The sequence below is a fragment of the Sphingomonas sp. MA1305 genome, from assembly GCF_016107325.1.
Taxonomy (GTDB): domain Bacteria; phylum Pseudomonadota; class Alphaproteobacteria; order Sphingomonadales; family Sphingomonadaceae; genus Sphingomonas.
This window is the reverse complement of the sequence record NZ_RCVT01000002.1, coordinates 273,544-295,198: the sequence shown is the minus strand read 5'-3', so window position 1 is coordinate 295,198 and position 21,655 is coordinate 273,544. Positions and strand designations below refer to the sequence as shown.

Annotated in this window: 16 protein-coding genes; 5 read left to right on the top strand and 11 right to left on the bottom strand. The window is 70.5% G+C overall.

Annotated elements, in window-relative coordinates; genetic code table 11:
* Positions 1 to 15 precede the first annotated feature (15 nt).
* A complete protein-coding gene (locus tag D9601_RS09330; RefSeq protein WP_443024747.1) occupies positions 16 to 3,240 on the top strand; it encodes a glycoside hydrolase family 2 TIM barrel-domain containing protein in 3,225 nt (1,074 codons plus the stop codon).
* Positions 3,240 to 4,562, top strand: coding sequence for a family 43 glycosylhydrolase (locus D9601_RS09325; RefSeq protein WP_198353733.1), 1,323 nt, complete (start codon positions 3,240 to 3,242; stop codon positions 4,560 to 4,562). The genes D9601_RS09330 and D9601_RS09325 overlap by 1 nt, the downstream gene beginning before the upstream one ends.
* Positions 4,563 to 4,596: 34 nt before the next feature.
* Here D9601_RS09325 and D9601_RS09320 read toward each other — a convergent pair whose 3' ends face one another.
* The 5 genes from D9601_RS09320 to D9601_RS09300 form a co-directional block, all read right to left on the bottom strand.
* The gene (locus D9601_RS09320; RefSeq protein ID WP_198353732.1) at positions 4,597 to 5,538 is read right to left on the bottom strand and encodes a Gfo/Idh/MocA family protein; all 942 of its coding nucleotides are present in this window, start codon (positions 5,536 to 5,538) and stop codon (positions 4,597 to 4,599) included.
* A complete protein-coding gene (gene araD1, locus D9601_RS09315) occupies positions 5,535 to 6,530 on the bottom strand; it encodes an AraD1 family protein (protein ID WP_198353731.1) in 996 nt (331 codons plus the stop codon). Before araD1 ends, D9601_RS09320 begins: the two co-directional genes overlap by 4 nt.
* A complete protein-coding gene (locus tag D9601_RS09310) occupies positions 6,527 to 7,165 on the bottom strand; it encodes a 2-dehydro-3-deoxy-6-phosphogalactonate aldolase (protein WP_198353730.1) in 639 nt (212 codons plus the stop codon). Before D9601_RS09310 ends, araD1 begins: the two co-directional genes overlap by 4 nt.
* A complete protein-coding gene (locus tag D9601_RS09305; RefSeq protein ID WP_198353729.1) occupies positions 7,162 to 8,034 on the bottom strand; it encodes a 2-dehydro-3-deoxygalactonokinase in 873 nt (290 codons plus the stop codon). Before D9601_RS09305 ends, D9601_RS09310 begins: the two co-directional genes overlap by 4 nt.
* Positions 8,035 to 8,157: 123 nt before the next feature.
* Complete coding sequence (locus D9601_RS09300; RefSeq protein ID WP_332837959.1) at positions 8,158 to 9,693, bottom strand: aldehyde dehydrogenase (NADP(+)); 1,536 nt, start codon at positions 9,691 to 9,693, stop codon at positions 8,158 to 8,160.
* A 100-nt stretch (positions 9,694 to 9,793) separates the two neighbouring features.
* Between D9601_RS09300 and D9601_RS09295 the strand changes: the two genes are divergently transcribed.
* Positions 9,794 to 10,663, top strand: coding sequence for an SMP-30/gluconolactonase/LRE family protein (locus tag D9601_RS09295; RefSeq protein WP_198353727.1), 870 nt, complete (start codon positions 9,794 to 9,796; stop codon positions 10,661 to 10,663).
* Between the two features lie 18 nt (positions 10,664 to 10,681).
* On the opposite strand, the gene D9601_RS09290 is transcribed toward D9601_RS09295, so the two are convergent.
* The 6 genes from D9601_RS09290 to D9601_RS09265 all read right to left on the bottom strand — a co-directional run bounded on the left by D9601_RS09290 (position 10,682) and on the right by D9601_RS09265 (position 18,940).
* Entirely contained in the window at positions 10,682 to 11,932 is a 1,251-nt protein-coding gene (locus D9601_RS09290; RefSeq protein ID WP_198354432.1) for an arsenic transporter, read from the bottom strand.
* On the bottom strand, positions 11,929 to 13,056 hold the full coding sequence (locus D9601_RS09285; protein WP_198353726.1) for a metallophosphoesterase family protein: 1,128 nt from the start codon (positions 13,054 to 13,056) through the stop codon (positions 11,929 to 11,931). The genes D9601_RS09290 and D9601_RS09285 overlap by 4 nt, the downstream gene beginning before the upstream one ends.
* On the bottom strand, positions 13,053 to 14,351 hold the full coding sequence (locus D9601_RS09280) for an MFS transporter (protein WP_232474022.1): 1,299 nt from the start codon (positions 14,349 to 14,351) through the stop codon (positions 13,053 to 13,055). The genes D9601_RS09285 and D9601_RS09280 overlap by 4 nt, the downstream gene beginning before the upstream one ends.
* Positions 14,352 to 14,751: 400 nt before the next feature.
* Positions 14,752 to 15,924, bottom strand: a complete 1,173-nt coding sequence (locus D9601_RS09275; protein WP_198353725.1) for a histidine-type phosphatase — start codon at positions 15,922 to 15,924, stop codon at positions 14,752 to 14,754.
* 78 nt (positions 15,925 to 16,002) lie between these two features.
* A complete protein-coding gene (locus tag D9601_RS09270) occupies positions 16,003 to 16,554 on the bottom strand; it encodes a septal ring lytic transglycosylase RlpA family protein (RefSeq protein WP_198353723.1) in 552 nt (183 codons plus the stop codon).
* A 109-nt stretch (positions 16,555 to 16,663) separates the two neighbouring features.
* Positions 16,664 to 18,940 (bottom strand): glycoside hydrolase family 3 N-terminal domain-containing protein, encoded by a 2,277-nt coding sequence (locus D9601_RS09265; RefSeq protein WP_198353720.1) that lies wholly within the window; start codon positions 18,938 to 18,940, stop codon positions 16,664 to 16,666.
* Between the two features lie 173 nt (positions 18,941 to 19,113).
* Between D9601_RS09265 and D9601_RS09260 the strand changes: the two genes are divergently transcribed.
* Together D9601_RS09260 and D9601_RS09255 are read left to right on the top strand one after the other, a co-directional pair.
* The gene (locus D9601_RS09260; protein WP_198353719.1) at positions 19,114 to 20,115 is read left to right on the top strand and encodes a LacI family DNA-binding transcriptional regulator; all 1,002 of its coding nucleotides are present in this window, start codon (positions 19,114 to 19,116) and stop codon (positions 20,113 to 20,115) included.
* Positions 20,112 to 21,545: a glucoamylase family protein gene (locus tag D9601_RS09255; protein WP_198353717.1), complete on the top strand. Its 1,434-nt coding sequence runs from the start codon at positions 20,112 to 20,114 to the stop codon at positions 21,543 to 21,545. Before D9601_RS09260 ends, D9601_RS09255 begins: the two co-directional genes overlap by 4 nt.
* Positions 21,546 to 21,655 lie beyond the last annotated feature (110 nt).

Below are 21,655 nucleotides of genomic sequence, written 5' to 3'. Positions count from 1 at the left end.
TCGTGTAGCGGGAGGATCGAAATGCGGGCTTGGATGGGCGCCGGTGTGACGCTGGCGGCATTGGCGTCCGCCACGGGCGCGGCGGCACAGGATGATGCACCCCGGGTGCAGCCGGTGCAGGTCGATCCGTCGCGCCCCGATTGGGAAAACCCGGCGGTCTTCGCCCGCGGCAAGGAGCCGGCGCGCGCCACCGGCTTTCCGTTCGAAACTCGCGAGCGCGCGCTGGCCGGGCATCGCACCAAATCGTCGCGCTTCCTGCTGCTCAGCGGCACCTGGAAATTCGCGCTCTCGCCCGATGCCGACAAGACTCCCGCGGGCTTCGAGCGCCCGGACTATGACGTGTCGGCCTGGAAGGACATCAAGGTTCCCGCCGACTGGCAGGCGGAAGGGTTCGACCAGCCGCGCTACAACAACATCACCTATCCTTTCCCCGCCAACCGGCCGCTGATCCCGCACGCGACCAATCCGGTCGGTTCGTACCGCCGCGACGTCGACGTGCCGGCCGGCTGGCAGGGCAGCGACATCATCCTCCACATCGGCGCGGCCGGATCGGCCTATGACGTCTGGGTCAACGGCCGGAAGGTCGGCTATTCGGAAGACTCCAAGCTGCCGAGCGAATTCAACGTCAGCCGCTTCGTCCATGCGGGCCGCAACACGGTGGCGATCCAGATCCACCGCTGGTCCGACGGCAGCTATCTGGAGGACCAGGATTTCTGGCGCGTGTCGGGGATCGAGCGCGAGGTGTTCCTGATGGCAGCACCGAAGACGCGGATCCGCGACTTCTTCGTCCATGCCGGGCTCGACGACCGCTATCGCGACGGCCGGCTGGCGGTCGATCTGGCGGTGACGCCCGGCGCCGCGACCAGCGCGCGTTATGTGCTGATGGACGGCGATCGGATCGTGCAGCAGGGGCAGGCGGCGGTGCCGGCCGGCACGGCCGAGCGCACGGTGACGCTGACCGGCAGCGTGCCCGGCGTGAAGCCGTGGACTGCCGAGACGCCCGACCTCTACATGCTGCTGGTCGAGCTGTACGACGCCAAGGGCGCGATCATCCAGTCGACCTATGCGCGGATCGGCTTCCGCACCGTCGCGATTCTGAACGGCCGCGTCACCGTCAACGGCAAGCCGATCACGATCCGTGGCGTCAATCGCCACGAACACGATCCGGAGACCTTCCACGTCGTCAGCCGCGAATCGATGGAGCGCGACATCAAGCTGATGAAGCGCAACAATATCAATGCGTTGCGCACCTCGCACTATCCCAACGATCCGGTCCTCTACGAACTGGCGGACCGCTACGGCCTGTATGTGATGGACGAGGCGGACATTGAGAGCCACGCCTATATGGAGCAGGGCAACCGTCACCCGGCGGAGCGCGCCCAATGGCAGATCGGCTTCGATCCGGCCTGGAAGGACGCGCATGTCAGCCGCGTCGCCAACATGGTCGAGCGCGACAAGAACCATCCCTCGGTGATCTTCTGGTCGCTCGGCAACGAGGCGGGGATCGGCCCCAATTTCGAGGCGGCGGCCGCCGCGGCCAAGGCGCGCGATCCCGGCCGGCTGGTCAGCTATCTCGGCTGGGGGACGCTGGGCGGGATCGGCGACTATCGCCCCAACGCCTATGCCGACATCTATGCGCCGATGTACGATCCGGCGGTCAAGCTGGCCGATTATGCGGAGCATGCGCCCTTCAGGCAGCCGCTGATCGAATGCGAATACGCCCATATGATGGGCCAGTCGGGCGGCGACCTGAAGGAGTATTGGGACACGATCTACGCCCATCCCGACCGTCTGCAGGGCGGCTTCGTCTGGGATTGGGTCGACCAATCGATGTACCGCTATACCAAGGACGGGCGCCGCTATTGGGGTGACGGCGGCGAATACGGCCCCAATCCGGGCGGGGATATCGAATTCGGCGACGGGCTGCTGCAATCCGACCGGACGCCCAATCCGCAGCTCTACGAATTGCGCAAGGTCTATGCGCCAGTGCAGTTCGACGGCTTCGATCCCGCCACCGGCCGGGTGACGGTGCGCAACCGGCATGACTTTCGTGACCTTTCGGGCTTCGCCTTCGATTGGGTGCTGGCAGAGGATGGGGTGCCGGTCGCGCACGGCGATCTGGCGCCGCTCGCCACCCCGGCGCGCGGGGCGGCAACGGTCACGCTGCCGCTCGCCGGCCGGACGCTGCAGCCGGGCCGCGAATATTTCGTCACGGTCAACGTCCGCACCAGGGACGGTGCCGTGCCCGGCGTCGCGGCCGGCACGCTGGTCGGCTTCGAACAGTTCGCGCTATCAGGACTGCCGAGTGAGCCCGCTGCGCGTCCCAGGGGCATGGTCAAGATCGTCCAGCGCGACGGCGCCTTCCTTCTCGCCGCGGCGGGCGCCGAGTTGCAGATCGATCGCGGCACCGGTCTGATCCGCCGCTACGCCGCACAGGGCCGGCCGATCGCGACCGGCGCCGAACCGCATTTCTGGCGCGCGGTCACCGACAACGACATCGGCATCGGTACCGATCGCCAGCTCGCGATGTGGAAGACGATGAGCGAGACCCGCCGCGTCCGCGCGATCCGCGCCGCGGGCAATACGGTGACGGTGGACTATGATCTGGGCGATGGCGCCGCGACCTTCACCACCCGCTATGCGATGGCGGCCGACGGCAGCGTCGCGATCTCCGGCGAGCTGACGCCGGTCAAGCCCGACCTGCCGCCGCCATTCCGCGTCGGCTTTGCCTTCGCGCTGCCGACCGACGTGACCGAAATCGAATGGTATGGTCGCGGCCCGCACGAAAGCTATGTCGATCGCAAGACCTCGGCGCCGATCGGCCTGTGGCGCGGCCCGATCGCGGCGCAGAACCACGACTTCATCCGGCCGCAGGAGACGGGCAACAAGGTCGACGTGCGCTGGCTGGAACTGTCCGGCGCTGGTCGCGGCCTGCGGGTGCAGGGCACCGCGCCGCTGATGATGAACGCGCTCGCCTTCCCCTATGCCGATCTCGATCGGCATCCGCCGGGCAGCTGGAAATCCACCGACATCGTTCCGCACGGCCAAGTGACGTTGCAGGTCGATTCGGCGCAATGGGGCGTCGGCGGCGACACGCAATGGAGCCTCGTCGGCCAGCCCCTGCCGCAATATCGCACCAAGGCGGGGCCGACGCGCGTCGCCTTCACCCTGACGCCGTTCGCCGGTGCCCGGACAACCCCCGACAAGGCCCAGCCCGCCAGCGCGACGGGAGCGGAGTGATGGCGATACGTCCCCTACTGCTCGCGCTCGCCGCGACGGCGATCGTCGCCGCGGATGCGCCGGCGCCGCGCTGGGATACGCCGGGTGACGGCAATCCGCTGCTGCCCGGCTATTTCGCCGACCCGTCGATCGTCCATGACGGTGGCCGCTGGTACATCTACGCGACGATCGACCCCTGGGGCGGCGACCGGCTCGGCATGTGGACCAGCGACAACGGCCGCGACTGGCGCTTCTCGACGCCGGACTGGCCGACCAAGCAGGCGGCGACCAGCCCAACCTCCGGCGATGCCAAGGTCTGGGCGCCGTCGGTGGTCCGGGCGCCGAACGGCCGCTGGTACATGTACGTCTCGGTCGGCAGCGAGGTGTGGGTCGGCAGCGCGCCGTCGCCCGCCGGGCCGTGGCGCGACGCGCATGGCGGCACGCCACTGATCCGCCGCGACTTCGCGCCCGCCTATCACATGATCGACGCTGAGGCCTTCGTCGACGACGACGGCCGAGCCTATCTCTACTGGGGCTCGGGGCTCAACTGGACCAATGGCCATTGCTTCGCGGTGCGGCTGAAGCCCGATATGGTCAGCTTCGACGGCACGCCACGCGACGTCACCCCCAGCCATTATTTCGAGGGGCCGTTCATGGTGAAGGCGGGGCGCAAGTACCTGCTCACCTACAGCGACGGCAACACGACCAAGGATACGTATAAGGTGCGCTATGCCGTCGGCGACACGCCGTTCGGCCCGTTCACCGAGGGGCCGAACAGTCCGATCCTGCAGACGGATCGGGCGCGCGACGTGATCAGCCCCGGCCACCATGCCGTGTTCCGGTCGGGCGGGCAGGCGTACATCCTCTACCACCGCCAGGCGCTGCCCTGGCCGCAGTCAGGGGATGCGGTGCTGCGCCAGGTGGCGGTCGATCCGCTGGTGCTGGGCACCGACGGCACGATCGCGCCGGTGGTGCCGTCGCATGGCGGGCCGGTGCGCGGCTTTGCCACGGCGCGCCATGCCGGCCTGCGTTGGCGGGCGGCCGATGCGGAAAGCGCCAAGGCCGGCGACGACAATTATGCGACGCTATGGCGGGGGGAGACGCTGGTCGCCGATCTCGGCGAGCGCCGCGCGGTCACCGCATCGCGGCTGCTGCCCGAGTTTCCGACCCGATCCTATCGCTTCGGGGTCGAGGCGTCGGACGACGGCCACCACTGGCGGAGCGTCGCGCCGATCGCGGAACGGCAGGGATCGCCGATCGTCGTGCCGCATCCGGCCAGCGCGCGCTTTCTGCGCCTGACCTTCCCCGACGGCGGCGCCGCCTGGGAATGGCTGGTCGAGTGACGCCCCGGCGGTAGCCGGGGCGACGCTCATGCCGTCATTCGACGAACGGTTCGACGCTGACGTGCCGGCCGCGTAGAAAGGCATCGGCGACATGGCGCAGCGGTGCGACGTCGACGTCCGATGTGCCCGCCCGCACGATCTCGGCGAAACGGGCATAAAGGCCGGGATATTCGCCGTGCAGCGCATCCTCGGCGACCGGCACCTCGCCGCCGCCGATCGACAGCTCCGACCCGCCCTTGGCGAGCGTCAGCGTGCCGTTGTCGGTCTCGACGATGATGTCCCAGCTTTGCGGCCCCTCCTGACGAAAATCGAGGTCCATCGCGATCGGCACGTCGGCGGCATCGCGGAAGGCGATGCGCGCGGCGATCGGCGCGGCGCAGTTGGACGGCACGTCCAGCTCCGCCGACTCGACGAAGAACGGCCGCGGCAGGATACGCGTCGCGATCGACAGGGCGTTGATACCGGGATCGAAGACGCCGAAGCCGCCCGGCTCCCAGATCCAGGCCTGCCCCGGATGCCACACCCGCACATCCTCGCGCCAGGTGATCGTCACCGCGCGGATCGTCCGATCGGCGAGCCAGGCGCGCGCCGGTTCGACGCCGGGCGCGTAGCGCGAATGCCAACTGGCGAACAGGCTGATCCCCTTGGCGTCCGCGGCGGTGCGCAGCGCCTCCACCTCGGCCAGCGTCGCGCCGGGCGGCTTTTCGAGAAAGACGTGCCAGCCCGCGGCGATCGCCGTCTCGGCGATGGCACGACGGACCTGCGGCGGCGTGCACAGGGCGACCGCGTCGACCGTCACGTCGCTGGCGGCGAGCGCCTGGATGTCCTGGAAGAACGGCAGGCCGCCCTCCGGCCCGCCGTGGCGGCTGACCGTCGCGACCAGTTTGAAGGCCGGATTGCCGGCGATCGCGGGCAGATGCTGGTCGCGCGCGATTTTGCCCATGCCGACGAGCGCAAGGCGGATCGGCGTGCTCACAGCGCGCGCACCGCGACCGTGGCCGGCTCGGCGATCGCCAGCGGGTTGCGCAGCGGCAAGGTGAACGGCGCGGCCTCGATCTCGAAGACGTCGCCGGCCCGGGTCGCCACCTGATCCGAGAAGGACAGGGTGGCGGTGCCGAAGAAATGGACATGGACGTCGCCAGGCCGGCGGAAATTGGGATATTTGAAGTGATGCCCCTCCAGATTGGCGAGGCTGTGCGACATATTGTCCTCGCCGGTCAGGAAGGGCTTTTCCCACAGCGTCCGGCCGTCGCGGACGATGCGGCTGGTGCCGCGGATGTCGCCCGGCACGTCGCCGATCAGCAATTCGGGCCCGAGGGCCGCCTGGCGCAGCTTCGAATGGGCCAGCCACAGGTAATTGTGCCGCTCGGTGACATGGTCGCTGAACTCGTTGGCGAGCGCGACGCCCAGCCGATAGGGCGTGCCGTCGTCACCGATCAGATAGATGCCGGCGAGTTCCGGCTCCTCGCCGCCGTCCTGCGCGAAGGCGGGGGAGGTCAGGGGCTGTTCGGGGCCGACGAGCGACTGGCCGTCGCCCTTGTAAAACCATTCGGGTTGCTGGCCGACAACGCCGGCGGCGGGCTTGCCGCCCTCGACGCCCTCGAGGAACATGCGCATCGAGTCGGTCGGCTTGTCCGCGCTCGCCGCCGCCTTGTGCATCGCGTCGCGGCCTTCCGCCGAGCCGAGATGGGTGAGGCCGGTGCCGGCCAAGGTCAGCCGAGCGGGATCGTCATGGTCGATCGCCGGCAGGATGCGGCCGGCGCTCAGCTCCGCGGCGACGTCGACCGTCTCGTCCGTCCGCCGGGCGCGCGCCGCTTCGGCGAGACTGGTCCCGTCGGCGATCGCAGCACGGGCGAGCGCCAGCGTCGTCGCAACATCGGCGAGAAAGCGGCTGTCGCCCTCCTCGCTCAGGATCACGCGGCGGCGGCCGTCAGGGCCGCGATGCTGAAGAAGTCGGGTCGTGGTCATGCCGGATCCTTGATGGCCGAAACGAAACGCGCCGCATCCGCCGCCACGTCGGCGGCGGACTTGCCCGCGCGATAGAGGTTGGAACCCAAGCCGAACCCGTCGGCGCCGGCGGCGCGCCAGGTCGGAATATTCTCGGGCGAGACGCCGCCGACGGCGAGTACCGCGATGTCGCGCGGCAGCACGGCGCGTTGCGCCTTGAGCGTCGCCGGGCTCGCGCCCTCCGCCGGAAACAGCTTGAGCGCGGTGGCGCCGGCGGCGAGCGCGGCGAACGCTTCGCTCGGGGTGAAATAGCCGGGTAGCGAGATCAGGCCGGCGCCGACGCTGGCACGGATCACGGCGACATCGGTGTTGGGGGAGACGATCAGCTGGCCGCCCGCCGCGGCGACGTCGGCGACTGCCGCCTCAATCAGCACGGTGCCGGCACCGATTAAGGCGCGGTCACCGAGCCGGTCGACGAGCAGGCGGATGCTGTCGAGCGGCCGCGGCGAGTTGAGCGGCACTTCGATCAGGGTGATGCCGGCCTCGACCAGCGCGTCGCCGACCGCCGGCGCCTCCTCCGGGGTCAGCCCGCGCAGGATCGCGACGAGGGGACAGGCGGCAAAGGCGGCGGCATAGCGCTGCGCGAGATCGGTCATCGGATCAGCTCCTGAAGGGCATGGACGCCCGCGACGAAGGCAGCGTGGCTGTCGATCGGCAGCGCCTCGCCGCCGCGCTGGCGGATCGCCACCGCATAGAGATCGGCCAGCGCACCGTTGGCGAGCAGGTGGACGGTACGGCCGGCGACGTCGTCGCGCGCGCCGACATCCGCGCCGATCAGCAGGCCACTGGCGAAGGCCGCGGCATCCTCGGGCGCTCGCGCGCCGAGCAGCACCGAGGCGCGGATCTCGAACAGTGCGGCGGGCAGGTCGCGTGCACCCGCGCCACGGCGCAGCCCGGCGCGGAAGGCGTCGCCGTCGCCGACCGGTCCGTCGAGCATCCCGGCGAGGATGCCATGCCCCTTGAGCAGCGCGAACAATTCGCCCGTCATCGCGGTGGTGACGTCGGCGATGCGCCCGTCGGCGAGCGCGATCCATTTGTTGTGCGTGCCCGGTTGGGCGAGCAGCGCGTCGGGCGGCACGAGCCCGGCGGCGACGGCGCCCAGAGCCTGCACCTCCTCGCCGCGCATCACGTCGTGCCGCGCCCCGGCTACCGCGACCCCGGGCACGATGGTGACGTCGTCTTCCAGGCGCAGGCAGGCGGCGGCGAGATCGGCAAGCCCGGCCGGGGCAGGGACATAGGCGGCCTCACGCCAGCCGCGGGTCGATCCGACCATGCCGACCGCGATCACCGGCAAGGAACCCCAGCGCGTCCGATAGGCGGCGATGTCGCGCGGATATTCGTCCGCCGCCATCGCCAGCACGCCGCGATCGTCGCGGACCGTCTCCACCACGCCGCCGTCGGCGTCGAGCCGATAGGCGCGGCGGTTGGTCGTCCCCCAATCGATGGCGATGCAGCCGTCGCTCATCGACGTCCGTCTCGCGGTCCGCGTCGCACTGGCATTCCTCTCCTGTATTTGTTGGACAATATCTCAGATTGGCGTTGGGTCAAGGGGCTGCCCTCCCGCGCCGGCGGGAGGGTGAGGGGCGTGCTACGCCGCCTGGCCGTCGACCAGCTTCGGCCCCTGCGCGCCGTCCTGCAGCTCGGCGGGAAGCAGTTCCGCGGGCAGGTCCTGGTAGCAGACCGGGCGCAGGTAACGGTCGATCGCCAGCGAGCCGACCGAGGTGGTGCGGCCGTCGGACGTCGCCGGGAAGGGGCCGCCATGCACCATCGCATGCGCGACCTCGACACCGGTCGGCCAGCCATTGGCGAGGATGCGCCCGGCCTTGCGCTCGAGGATCGGCACCAGCTTGGCGGCATCGGCACGGTCGCCGGCGTCGAGATGCAGCGTCGCGGTCAGCTGGCCTTCCGCCGCCTCGAGCACGCGGGCGAGCGCGTCGAGGTCGGTGCAGCGCACCAGCAGCGACGAGGCGCCGAACACCTCATGCCCCATCGCCGCATCGGCGAGGAAGGCGTCGGACGTGGTGGAGAAGAAGCGCGCGGTTTCGCGCGCGACGCCGTCACCGGTGCGGCCGGCGGCGACCTCCTCGACCTTGGGATTGGCGGCGAGCGCGGCGGTGCCGTGCGCGAACGCCTGGCGGATGCCGCCGGTCAGCATCGGCTGCGGCTCGTGCGCCGCGATCGCCTGCTTCGCCGCCTCGACGAAGGCGTCGAGGCCGGGGCCCTCGATCGCGAGCAGCAGGCCGGGATTGGTGCAGAACTGACCCGCGCCCATCGTGAGCGAGCCGACGAAGGCGGTGCCGAGCGCCGCGCCACGGTTGGCGAGCGCCTCCGGCATCAGGATCACCGGGTTGATGCTCGACATCTCGGCATAGACAGGGATCGGCACGTCGCGGCTTTGCGCGATGCGAACCAGCGCCAGGCCGCCGGCGCGCGAGCCGGTGAAGCCGACCGCGGCGATGCGCGGATCGGCGACCAGCGCCGCGCCCAACTCGTTCGCCGGCCCGCGGACATGGCCGAACACCCCCTCGGGCATGCCGGTCCGCTTGGCGGCGGCGCGGATCGCATCGGCGACCATCGCATCGGTGCCGGGATGCGCCGGATGGCCCTTCACCACCACCGGGCAGCCGGCGGCGAGCGCGCTGGCCGTGTCGCCGCCCGCGGTCGAGAAGGCGAGCGGGAAGTTGGATGCGCCGAACACCGCGACCGGGCCGACCGGGATCATGCGCAGGCGCAGGTCGGGCTTGGGCAGCGGCTGCCGGTCGGGCTGCGCAGTGTCGATGCGTACCCCGCGCCAGCGGCCGGCACGGACGACGTCGGCAAACAGCTTGAGCTGGCCGACGGTGCGCCCGCGCTCGCCGGTCAGTCGTGCGACGGGCAGGCCGCTTTCCTTCGACGCGCGCTCGATCAGCGCATCGCCCAGGTTCATGATCTCCTCGCCGATCGCCTCCAGAAAGCCAGCGCGGGCCTCGGCATCGGTGGCGCGATAGGCGTCGAATGCGGCCGCCGCGGCGGCGCAGGCGGCGTCGACATCGGCGAGCGTGCTGACCGGATAGGCGGGGTCGAGCGGCGTACCGGTCGCGGCCTCGATGCCCCGGAAGCTCTGCTGCGGATCGGCTTCACTCACGACGGTCTCCACTTCTGTCTGACTTATTTTGCGGTATAGGGGCCCTATAGGTAGGCGCGCGCCGAACCACAACAATGCAACCGACAGAGAGGACGATCCGATGACCGACATCCGCACCGTTTGGGATGGCCAGGCCGCGCTGGGCGAGGGGCCGGTCTGGGATGCGTCGCGCGATTGCCTGTGGTTCGTCGATATCAAGCGGCAGCATGTCTATCGTCTGACGGAGGGGCAGCCGGCGGAGCGCTGGGACGCGCCGGCGCAGATCGGCTGGGTGCTGCCCGCCGCGGACGGCACGCTGCTCGCCGGCCTGCAGACCGGCGTCGCGCGCTTCGATCCGGCCAGTGGCCGATTCGACCATCTCCACGATCCCGAGCCCGACTTTCCGGGCAACCGCCTCAACGATGCGACGGTCGGGCCGGACGGCACGGTCTGGTTCGGCACGATGGACGACGGCGAAAGCCATCTGAGCGGCCGGGTCCACCGCTTCGACGGCGGCGTCGTGACGACCACCGACATCCCTGCGGTCTGCATCACCAACGGTCCCGGCATCGCGCCCGACGGCAGGACGCTGTACCACGTCGACACGATCGGCGGCATCATCCACGCGGTGCCGATCGCTGCCGACGGCAGCACCGGCACGCCGCGCGATTTCGCGCGGATCGATCCGGCCCATGGCAATCCCGATGGCGTCTCGGTCGATGCCGCCGGCAACGTCTGGGTTGGGCTGTGGGGCGGCTTTTGCGCGCGCCGCTATGCCCCGGACGGCACGCTGTCGCTCGAGGTCGCGCTGCCCGCCGCCAACATCACCAAGGTCGCGCTCGGCGGGCCGGACCTGATGACCGCATATGCGACCAGCGCCAGCATCGGCCTGACCGATGAGGCGCGCGCCGCCCAGCCGCAGGCGGGCAACGTCTTTGCCTTCCGCGTCGACGTGCCGGGCCAGCGCCAGGTTTTCGCACGGCTGGCGTAGGACATCGCGCGGCGCGGCTCAGCCGAGCGCCAGCCGCACCCCCAGCGCCGCCGCGAGCGCGATCGGCATCGCCAGCGCGCCGACTTTGAGGAAGCGCAAGAAGCCGACGTCTTCGCCCTCGCGGCGGATCGCCTGCAGCCACAGAATCGTCGCCAGCGAGCCGGTTACGGACAGGTTTGGACCGAGGTCGACGCCGATCAGCAGCGCGTCGACCATGATCCGCGGCGGGTGCGCCTGCGCCACCGCCGTGCTGGCGATCAGGCCGGCGGGCAGGTTGTTCATCAGGTTGGACCCGAAGGCGAGGATCGTCCCCGCCCAGGCGGCGCCGCTGACCGGCTGCGCCGCCGCGCCGCGCAGCAAGCCGGCGACCCAGGCGATCACGCCGGTCCGGTCGAGCGCCTCGACCAGCACGAACAGCCCCGCGACCAGCGGCAGCACGCCCCACGACACGTCCTTCGCCAGCCCGAGCGGCGAGCGGCGCGCGATGGCGGAGACGATCACCGCGGTGGCGATGCCGGCGATCGCGGTCGGCAAGCCGAGTTCCCGGTCGAGCGCGGAGACGACGGTCAGCAGCACCGCGGTGGCGATGATGCCGGCGAGCGCCGCGCGGCCGGCGTGCGACAGGCTGGGCGCGTCGACGTCGCATTCGCACTCGCCGCCGAGCCGGGCACGCTCGACCCAGCGCAGCACCAGATAGGTGGCGACGATCGAGGCGAGCGACGGCAGCGCGAACGAGCCGAGCCACTGGCCGAGCGGCGGCATGTGGCCGCCGTACAGCACGAGATTGGCGGGGTTGGAGATGGGCAGCACGAAGCTCGCCGCATTGGCGATCAGCGCGCAGGCGAGCAGCAGCGGCAGCGGGTCCGCCTTGGCGCGGCGCGCCACCGCGAACACCGCCGGGGTCAGCACCACCGCGGTGGCATCGTTGGACATGAAGCTGGTGACCACGACGCCGGTCAGATAGACGAGGCCGAACAGCCGCGTCGTCGATCCCTTGGCGCGGTTGACCGCAGTCGCCGCGACCCAGTCGAACACGCCGTGCGCGCGTGCCGTCTCGCTGAGCAGCATCATGCCGATCAGGAACAGATAGACGTCGCGCCCCTTGGCGACGGCACCGCCCGCCGCGGACAGCGGCACCAGCCCGGCGACGACCAGCACCACAGCGCCCGCCACCGCCCAGATCCATTCCGGCCAGCGCATCGGCCGCGCGATCACGCCGGCGGTGGCCAATCCCGCCACCGCCCAGGTCGCGCCCGTCGCGAAGCTCACCATTTGCCCCCGTTCCTGTTCGGCCCCAATTGCGTGCCCGCGATCCCCGCCGCGGGCCATGCGCCGACGCTGTGGCAGCTGTGGCCGCCGGCGACCAGCGGCCCCCGCTTCGGCACCTGATCGGCGGGGCGGACGAGCAGGTCGATCCGATCCTCCCCCGCGTCGCAGACGACACGGATCCGGCGATGGCCGGCGGTCAGCACGAGGCGCGCGCGCCACTGGCCGTCGCCGTCGCGGGTCATCAGCGTCTCCGCGCCGTCGTCGACCGAGACGCGGACCGGCGCGTCGCTGTGGCCGAAGACGCGCGCGACGATGTCGACCGATCCGGGCCGTGGCACCTGCACCGGATCGTACGGCCGCGTCACCAGCCGCAGATCGCAGGGGCTGACGATCTGGACGTGCGGAAAGGGCGCACCGGTGCGGCGGAAACGCCAGCTCGGCACGCGGTCGTGGACCGCGACGATCGTATAGCCAGGCTGGCCGTCGTCCTCCTCGATCTGGCCGGTCGAGCGCGTCGCGCCGTAGACGACCGCGCCGTCGTTGAGGATGTCGTTGTAATGCGTATGCCCGGTGTCGACGAAGGCGACGCCGGCGCGGGCGAAGGCCTCGGCGACCTCGGCACCATCGGCGGCGAGGTCCTCGGGAAAGGCGTGCATGAACACCAGCGGCACCTCGCCGCGCGCCGCCGCGGTGGCCAGTTCCTCGCGCAGCCGGTTGCGGTGATGCATGGTCAGGCGGAAGTCGGGACCGCCGGCGCCGGCGGAGACGATGTCGAGGAAGATGCAGCGATGGCCGGCGATCGTCTCCCCCTCCGGCCGGTTGGCGGGCGGCACCGCTTCCTCATAGGCGGTGAGGTCGCCGGGCTCATAATCGTGGTCACCGGGGATGATCCGCCACGGCAGGTCGGCGGGCAGGCCGGCGAGCGCGCGGCGCATCGCGGCATATTGGTCCGGCGTGCCGTGATTGGCATTGTCGCCGGGCAGGAAGACGAAGTCGACCTGACCGGCCAGATGCTCGGTCACCTCGGCGATGATCGCCTCGAACCGCGCAAGGCTTTCCCAGCCGTCGGCGTCTTCCAGATGCAGGTCGCCGACATGGACCCAGGCGATCGTCGCGTCGCTCATGCCGCCTGCTCCGTCGTGTCGTCGGTGTCGTGCGTGCCGCTGCAGGCGGGGCGCAGGGTGGCGGCGAAGCCGATCCACAGCGCCAGGCTGACCAGCGCGAAGCTGCCAAGGATGAAGAAGGCCGCCTTGTAACCGAGCAGCTGCGCCAGCCAGCCGCCGATCGCCGGCGACAGACTGGCGCCGACGCCTTGGATCGTCATCACCGCGCCCTGGCCGACATTGACCCGGCCGGTGCCGTTGAGCAGGCAGGCGACGAGACCCGGTACCGCCACGCTTTGCAGCCCGGCGCCGATGCCATCGAGCGCCTGCACCGGCCACACGCCCCAATGTTCGATGACGCTGCCCGCGATCAGCCCGCGCACCGGCAATGCCGCGAACGAGATCAGCAGCACCAGCCAATAGCCGCGCCCGGCCGCGACCTTCATCGCGATCAGGCTGGTGACGATCATCACCGCCTGCGCGACGACGACGGTGGTGGCGGTGAACATCGCCGCATTGCCCTTGCCGGCGCCGACGACGGCGAGGCCGTAGAGCGGCAGCATCGCGCCATTGCCGAGGTGGAAACAGGCAAGGCAGGCGGCGAGGATCAGCATCGGCTTGTTCCGGAGCAGCGTCTTGAAGCCCTCCGCCTGGCCGCCCTGATCCTCGTCCTTGCCTTTGTCGCCCTCCAGCCCGCGCGCGGCGCGGTGGTCGATCGCGCGTTCCGGGATCATCAGCACGCTGATGATCGCCAGCACGCCGAAGGCGGCGGCGAGATAGAAGATCGCCGGCATGCCGAACTTCCAGCCGAGCCAGCCGGACAGACCCGCACCGATCATGTTGCCGGCATGGTTCCACGCCTGGTTGCGGCCGTTCTGGGCGTTGAAGCCCTTCTGCCGGACGATGCCGAGCGTCATGCCGGTCACCGCCGGGCCGATCGCCGCGCCGGCGATCGCGGTGGCGACCTGGCTGACCGTGACGACCAGTCCGGTCTGCGACCACAGGATCAGGAACGAGGCGAGCACCGTGCAGATGCCGGTGACGATCACCACCCAGCGCTTGTGCGGAGTATGGTCGATGAAGGCGCCGGCGGGCACCGTCATCACCATGCCGGCAACGCCACCGGCGGTCATCACCGTGCCGATCGGCCCCGTGTGCCAGCCGCGCTGCTGCAGGAAGACGCCAAGAAAGGGGCCGATGCCCGCCTGCATGTCCGCCATGAAGAAATTGAGCGACTGCAAGGCCTTGCGCGCGCGCTTCGTGTCATCGGGGCGCGGCGGTGCCGCCCCCGTCAAGGTCGCTGCTGTGGTCGCCATCGGGCACCTCAATCTGGGCTGGGTGCGGGCAAAACTATGTTACAAACCTTTGTGTCCGTATCGGCAGCATCGCTGTCGTAAAAAGTATACTCGTGTTTGGACCGGCAAAGCCGGATCGGGGTCGGAGCGGGCCAACGCCCCGCCCGACCGCCCAATCAGGTCACGCTTCGGGCGATCGGGTGGGAGCGTGGGCCGCTGCCACGTCTACGACGGTGGATCAGACCCTAGGACCGATCGCCATTCAGCATCGCAGGCTTTGGAAGCGCCCTTCCGTCATTCCGCGAAGGCGGACATCCAGACGCGCGGAGGCGGCTTGTAGAGCTGTGACGTCAGAGGGTCTGGATCCCCGCCTCCACGGGAATGACGAACCATGGCCGGCCATGCCGAATGGCGATCGGCTCTAGCGCGCCGGCGCGAGGCGGCGGGACAGCAGAGCGACGAAGCGGGGCAACGGGCACAGCGTCGCACAGCCCGGCATGCGTATCGTCGTGCTGGTCACCCCGGGCGTCAGATGGCGCAGCGCCGCCAGCGGTTGCGTGCGGTAGCGGATGCGGACGTAGCTGGCGCCGGTGACCGGATCGCGCAGCAGCGTCAGCGCCAGCGCGCCGCCCGGCGCGACGTCGCCATCGGCATAATCGGGCGTGCGCAGCGGCACGCCGAGCGCCGCGGCGAGCGCCGTGACGTTGGTGTCATGGCCGACATAGAGGGACAGGGCTGATCCGTGCGGGGCGGTCAGGTCGGCGATGATCGCGCGGCCGATCGGCCCGGCCTGATGCGCGGCCATATAGGGCGGCCGGGTGAAGACGTCGAACAGCGCGGCGTGCAGCCGGCCGAGCCGCCGGATCGTCGCCGCATCGGCGCGGCCCCAGCCGACCTCGCGCATCGGCAGTCCTTGCGCATATTCGAGCAGCAGCACCTGCGCCGTGCCCGACGCCTTGCGGATCGCGCCGCTCAATTCGATGCCGCGGCCGTCGGGCGTGGCGCCGACGGTCTCCGGCGCGGGCGGCGTACAATCGTGGGTGCCCGGGCAGGCGAGGACGTGGTCGAGCAGCGTCAGTTCGCCGCGATGGCGCGCCGCCAGCCGGGCGATGCCGCCGGTATGCCGCTCGATCGCCCGGACCGCCGTCGCGGCATCGAAGTCGGTGGCCCCGGCGCGCAACGCTTCGAACAAGGGGTCGACGGTCCCCTCGCGCTGATGCTCGACCGCGATCGGACAGCCGGGCGCGAAGCCGGCCAGAAAGGCAGCGGCGCTGTCGATCGTGCGCTGGCTGACGTTGCTGTGCACGCGCACCTCGCCATCGGCGGGGCAGCCACGCCGAGACAGCAGCCCCGCCGCCGCCAGCCACGCGCGATCGTCCCGACCGCGGATACGCAGCGCAGCGAGCCCGTGCGGCGTCATCTGTTCCGCCGCCACCGGCCAGTGCGGCCACGGCGCGGCGCTGCGCGTGTCGGCAGGGGCCTCGCCGTCGATCGGCGCGCGGACGCCGTGGCGCATGAGCATGACGACCCGTTCGGGAACGAGCCGGCTGGCGACCGGGGTAGAGGCTAGAGCGACGGCAAGGAGGAAGATCATGACGGGCGACCGGTGCTGTGGAGGGCGACCGATCGCGCGCCAGTGTTACAGGCTGATGCAACACACCTGCAGGACCGTTCAGTGGTGCGATGCCGCCAGTTGCGCCCGAAAGCTTTGCAGTACGTCCTCCGCAACCGGGGGAAGCGGAGTCGCCGCCTTGCCGCGCCGCAGCCGGGCCCGATCGCCCTCGTCCGGCGTGACGACCCGCACGCGCACGGCCGCCGGGCTGCCCGTCAGCCCCAGTTCGTTCGCCGCGCCCTGCGCCAGGTCGATGATCCGGCTGTCGCCCCCGGCGAATGGTCCGCGATCGTTGATCCGCACCAGGATGCGACGGCCGGTGGCGAGCGAAGTGACCTCGACATAGGTCGGCAGCGGCAAGGTGCGATGCGCGCCGGTCAGCCAGCGTGCCCTGAACTTCTCGCCGAGCGCGGTACGATGTCCCGATTCCCCGCCATACCAGCTGGCATAGCCCAGCATGTCGTAATCGGGCGCGGGCGCGGGCACATAGCGATGGCCGCGCACGCTATAAGGCCGGCCGATCTGTACCGGCGTGTCGCTGACCGGGCGATAGCCGCCTGCGCAACCGGCCAGCACCAGCACGGCGAGTGGCGTCAGCCGCCGCAGCGGCATGGCGCCATCTCGCCACCGCGGTCGAGGCCGCCGGCCGTCTGCCGTGGCGGTACCAAGCGCCTCCCGTCGTCGCCCGGATGCCGGGTCACGAGCGGCCCGACCGCACACCTTATCGCACCAGGTCGAAGGTGCCGTGCACGCCATCCGCCTGCGCCGATGGGGCGATCCACACGTCGAACGTACCCGGCTCGACGGTCGGCTGCAGGTCCTTGCCGAGGAACTGCAATTGCTCGCGGGTCAGGGTGAAGGCGACGCGCTCGCTCTTGCCGGGCGCCAGCGCGACCTTGCGGAACGCCTTCATCTCGCGGACCGGCCGGGTGATGCTGGCGACGCGGTCGCGGATATAGAGCTGCACCAGCTCCTCGCACGGCCGCGTGCCGCTGTTGGTGACGGTCGCCGCCACCTCGATCCGCCCGTCCCAGGGCAATGTCGCGGGCACCACCGGCGCGGCATAGCTCACCTTGCCGTAGGTCAGGCCGTGGCCGAACGGATAGAGGGCGGCGTTGGGCGAGGTGCGCCACTGCGCCTTGTAGGGCTGTCGCGGTCCGTCCGGTGCCGGCCGCCCGGTCGCCTTGTGCGCGTAATAATAGGGCTCCTGTCCGCTTTCGTGCGGGAAGCTCAGCGGCAGGCGGCCGGAGGGACCGACCCTGCCGAACAGGACGTCGGCGATGGCATGGCCGGTCTCCGAACCGAGGAACCAAGTGACGAGGATCGCCGGCGCGTCCTTGACCGCGCCCTCCAGCGCGAGGCCGCGGCCGTTCTTGAGCAGCACGACGATCGGCTTGCCGGTCGCCGCCACCGCCTCGGCCAGCGCCATCTGCGGCGCGGGCACGGTGATCGCGGTGCGCGACTGCGCCTCGCCCGACATCGTCTCGCTCTCGCCGATCGCCAGCACGACCACGTCCGCCGCCCGCGCCGCCGCGACCGCCGCGTCGATGCCGCCGGCCAGCGGCTCCTCGACACCCGAGCCCGGCGTCACCGAGACGTTGCGCGCGCCCGCCGCCTTGACGCCGGTCGCCAGGTCGATCGCTCGGTTGTTGTCGCCATAGACCACCCACGGGCCGTTGAGGTCGTGCTGGCCGCTGGCGAACGGGCCGATCAGCGCGATCCTGCGTGACGGGTCGAGCGGCAGCAGGTCGCCGTCGTTCTTCAGCAGCACCATCGCCTTCTGCGCCGCCTCGCGCGACAGGGCGAGCGCCGGCTTGGTGCGCGACCGCGCGGTTTCGCGCTTGGTGTCGATGCGGCGGAACGGGTCGTCGAACAGGCCGAGCTGGTGCTTCACCGCCAGCACGCGCCGCACCGATTCGTCCAGCACCGCCTGCGGCACCGCGCCCTCGCGCACCAGCGCCGGCAGATGCTGCGCATAGAGGTTGGACTGCATCGACATATCGACGCCCGCCAGCAAGGCGATGCGCGCGGCATCCTTGCCGTCCTTGGCGAAGCCGGCCGCGATCATCTCCTCGTCGCCGGTATAGTCGCCGACGATGAAGCCGGGGAACCGCCATTCGTCGCGCAACACCTTGCGCAGCAGCCACGGATTGCCGTGCGAGGGGATGCCGTTGATCTCGTTGAACGAGGCCATGCCGCTCATCGCGCCGGCATCGAACCCGGCCTTGTACGGCGGCAGATAGACCTCGCGCAGCGTCCGTTCGGACAGGTCGACGCTGTTATAGTCGAGCCCGCTTTCCGCCGCGCCATAGGCCGCGAAATGCTTGACGCAGGCCATCACCGCATCGGCATCGGCGAGGTTCCTGCCCTGGAAGCCCTTGACGCGCGCGGCGGCGAACAGCTGGCCGAGCAACGGGTCCTCGCCGGCGCCTTCCATAGTCCGGCCCCAGCGCTGGTCGCGGGCGATGTCGACCATCGGGAAGAAGGTCCAGTCGATGCCCGCCGCCGCGGCTTCATAGGCCGCCATGCGCGCAGTGCGCATCGCGAGATCGGGGTCGAAGCTCGCCGCCTCGGCGACCGGCACCGGGAAGATGGTGCGATGGCCGTGGATCACGTCGGCGGCGAAGATCAGCGGGATCTTGAGCCGCGACTGGCGCATCACCGCATCCTGCATCCGCCGCGCCATTTCCGCGCCATTGCCGTTGAACACGCCGGTCAGCTTGCCCGCCACCGCATCCGCGACCTGGCCTTCGAAGCTCGGGCCGTTCGACGGCGGGTTGAGGCCGGTGGCGATGCCGCCGCTCCATGCCGCGGCGTTGAGCTGCAGCTGCCCGGCCTTCTCCTCCAGCGTCATGCGCTGGACGATCGCTTCGATGCGCGCGGGCAGCGCCTGCGGGTCCGCCTGGGCGAGCAGCGCGCGCGCCGGGCTGGACGCCCAGGCGACGATCGCGCCCGCGCCCATCAGCGCCGCACGCCGCGAAATGGTGATGTCGGTCATAGCTAACGAAACTCCCCTCACGCTCGCGTCCGCCGTGTACCCGCGATCCGTCGTCGGACCATCCGGCTTTTCGCGTTGACGCGTTGTTGTAACCGGTTACACAGCCGATAGGGATCGCACAAGCCGCGATGCCGCCGGTATAGCAGCGCCGGCTCGACTGGGAGGGGAGGGACGTGAGACAGGCATCCGCCACGATCCGCGACGTGGCGCGCGAGGCCGACGTATCGGTCGCCTCCGTGTCGCGCGCGCTCAACGGACACAGCAGCGTCCATCCCGACACGCGGGCCCGCGTGCTCGCCGCCGCCAAGTCGCTGGGCTATGTGCCGCATGCAGGCGCGCGCAGCCTGTCGCTGGCGCGCAGCCACGCGATCGGCGTCGTCCTGCCCGATCTGCACGGCGAATTCTTTTCGGAGATCGTCCGCGGCATGGACCGCGAGGTGACGGCGCGCGGTTACCACCTGCTGCTGTCCAACATGCATGCCGATGCGGCGCTGGCGGCGCAGGCGGTGCGGTCGATGCGCGGACGCGTCGACGGGCTGGTGGTGATGGCACCACAGCTCGATGCCGCCGGCCTCGACGATGCCTTGCCACGCGACGTGCCCGCGGTGCTGGTCAATTCGCACGACGGCGCCGGCCATGCCGCCTTCCGCATCGACAATGGCGCCGGAATGGCGGCGGTCGTCGCGCATGTCGTCGCCACCGGGCGCCGCGCGCTCGTCCATATCGCCGGCCCGGACGGCAATATCGATGCGCAGGAGCGGCGCGACGCCTTCCTCGCCGCCTGCGCGCGGCATCTGCCCGGCGTGCAGCCGACCGTGGTCGTCGGCGACTTCCACGAAGAATCGGGCGGCGCGGCGGTGGCGATGCTGCGCGCACGCGGAATCGCCTTCGACGCGATCGTCGCCGCCAACGACCAGATGGCGCTGGGCGCGCTGACCGCCTTGCGCGACGCCGGCACGGCGGTGCCGGGCGAGGTCGCCATCGCCGGTTTCGACGACATTCCACTGTCCCGCTATCTCGGCCTGACCACGGTACGCGTGCCGCTGGCGGAGATGGGCGCGCGCGCCGTCGCCCGGCTGATCGACGCGCTGGAGGGCGCGACGCTGACGCCCGAGACGCAGACCGTGCCGACCGAATTCATCCCCCGCCTGACCACAGCCGCCGGAGCATCATGACCTTTTCGCCGTTTCCGCTCGATCGCCGCACCCTGCTGGCGCGCGCGCCGCTCGTCGCCGCGGCCGCCGCCGGCCTGCCGCAGGCGGCCGTGGCCGCGCCGGCGGCGACCAAACTGCCGGGCTGGTTCGACGACCTCGAACAGCGCACCTTCCGCTTCTTCTGGGATCTCGCCAATCACGACAACGGCCTCGTGCCGGACCGCTGGCCGACGCCGTCCTTCGCCAGCATCGCGGCGGTTGGCTTCGCCCTGACCGCCTATCCGATCGGAGTCGAGCGCGGCTGGATCACGCGGGCCGAGGCGCGCGACCTGACGCTGACCACCCTGCGCTTCTTCGCCACGGCGCCGCAGGGCGACGCGCCGGCCGGAATGAGCGGGCACAAGGGGTTCTTCTACCATTTCCTGGACATGAAGACCGGCGCGCGCTTCCGCGACACCGAACTTTCCAGCGTCGACACCACCCTGCTCTTCCTCGGCATCCTGTTCGCCGGCGCCTGGTACGACCGCGCCGACCCGGCGGAGGCGGAGATCCGCCGGCTGGCGCAGACGATCACCGATCGCGCCGACTGGCCGTGGTTCACCAACGCCCGCGGCAGCGTGTCGATGGGCTGGCATCCCGGCCAGGGCTTCATCGAGCGGCCGTGGGAGGGGTATAACGAGGGGATGATGGTCTATGTCGTCGGCCTCGGCAGCCGCGGCAAACCGCTCGCCGACGGGGCCTGGGATGCGTGGACGAGGACCTATCCCGGCTTCTGGCGCGGGCAGGGGGCGACCCGTCACCTCGCCTTCGCGCCGCTGTTCGGTCACCAGTACAGCCAGATGTGGATCGACTTCCGCGGCATCCGCGATGCGACGATGCGGCAGGCGGGGTTCGATTATTTCGAGAACAGCCGCCGCGCGACCTATGCCAATCGCGCCTATTGCATCGCCAATCCGATGCAGTGGGATGGCTATGGCCGCGACATCTGGGGCCTGACCGCCTGCGACGGGCCGGGCAATGTCCAATTGCCGTTCAAGGGGCGCACCGCCGAATTCTTCGGCTATTCGGCGCGCGGGCCGCTTGGCCAGCCCGACGAGCGCGACGACGGCACGCTGGCGCCGACCGCCGCGCTTGGCAGCCTCGCCTTTGCGCCGGAGATCGTCGTGCCGGCGGCAAACGCGATGAAGGCCTGGCCGAAGCTCTACGGCCGCTATGGCTTCCTCGACAGTTTCAACCCGTCGTTCCGCTATGCCGACGTCAAGCTGGAGAACGGATCGGTCGATCCCAAGTCGGGCTGGGTCGACGGCGACTATCTCGGCATCGACCAGGGCGCGATCATCGGCGCGATCGCCAACACCCGCGACGAGGGCGTGTGGCGCGTCATGCGCCGCTCGCCGACGATCCGCCGCGGCCTGCAGCGTGCCGGGTTCACGGGCGGATGGTTGGGGTGATGGTCCGACCCTCCCGTCATGCCGGACTCGTTCCGGCATCCACCCTTCCGCGCACGCGCCGGCGTGATCGTCTGCGGCACCGTGGATGCCGGAACGAGTCCGGCATGACG

Coding starts and splice junctions, on each gene's coding strand:
- D9601_RS09270 (WP_198353723.1), bottom strand. CDS start 16,554: ATGCCGCTGCGGCGGCTGACGCCACTCGCCGTGCTGGTGCTGGCCGGT.
- D9601_RS09285 (WP_198353726.1), bottom strand. CDS start 13,056: ATGAGCGACGCGACGATCGCCTGGGTCCATGTCGGCGACCTGCATCTG.
- D9601_RS09255 (WP_198353717.1), top strand. CDS start 20,112: ATGACCTTTTCGCCGTTTCCGCTCGATCGCCGCACCCTGCTGGCGCGC.
- D9601_RS09280 (WP_232474022.1), bottom strand. CDS start 14,351: ATGGCGACCACAGCAGCGACCTTGACGGGGGCGGCACCGCCGCGCCCC.
- D9601_RS09325 (WP_198353733.1), top strand. CDS start 3,240: ATGGCGATACGTCCCCTACTGCTCGCGCTCGCCGCGACGGCGATCGTC.
- D9601_RS09265 (WP_198353720.1), bottom strand. CDS start 18,940: ATGACCGACATCACCATTTCGCGGCGTGCGGCGCTGATGGGCGCGGGC.
- D9601_RS09295 (WP_198353727.1), top strand. CDS start 9,794: ATGACCGACATCCGCACCGTTTGGGATGGCCAGGCCGCGCTGGGCGAG.
- D9601_RS09310 (WP_198353730.1), bottom strand. CDS start 7,165: ATGACCGATCTCGCGCAGCGCTATGCCGCCGCCTTTGCCGCCTGTCCC.
- D9601_RS09275 (WP_198353725.1), bottom strand. CDS start 15,924: ATGATCTTCCTCCTTGCCGTCGCTCTAGCCTCTACCCCGGTCGCCAGC.
- araD1 (WP_198353731.1), bottom strand. CDS start 6,530: ATGACCACGACCCGACTTCTTCAGCATCGCGGCCCTGACGGCCGCCGC.
- D9601_RS09305 (WP_198353729.1), bottom strand. CDS start 8,034: ATGAGCGACGGCTGCATCGCCATCGATTGGGGGACGACCAACCGCCGC.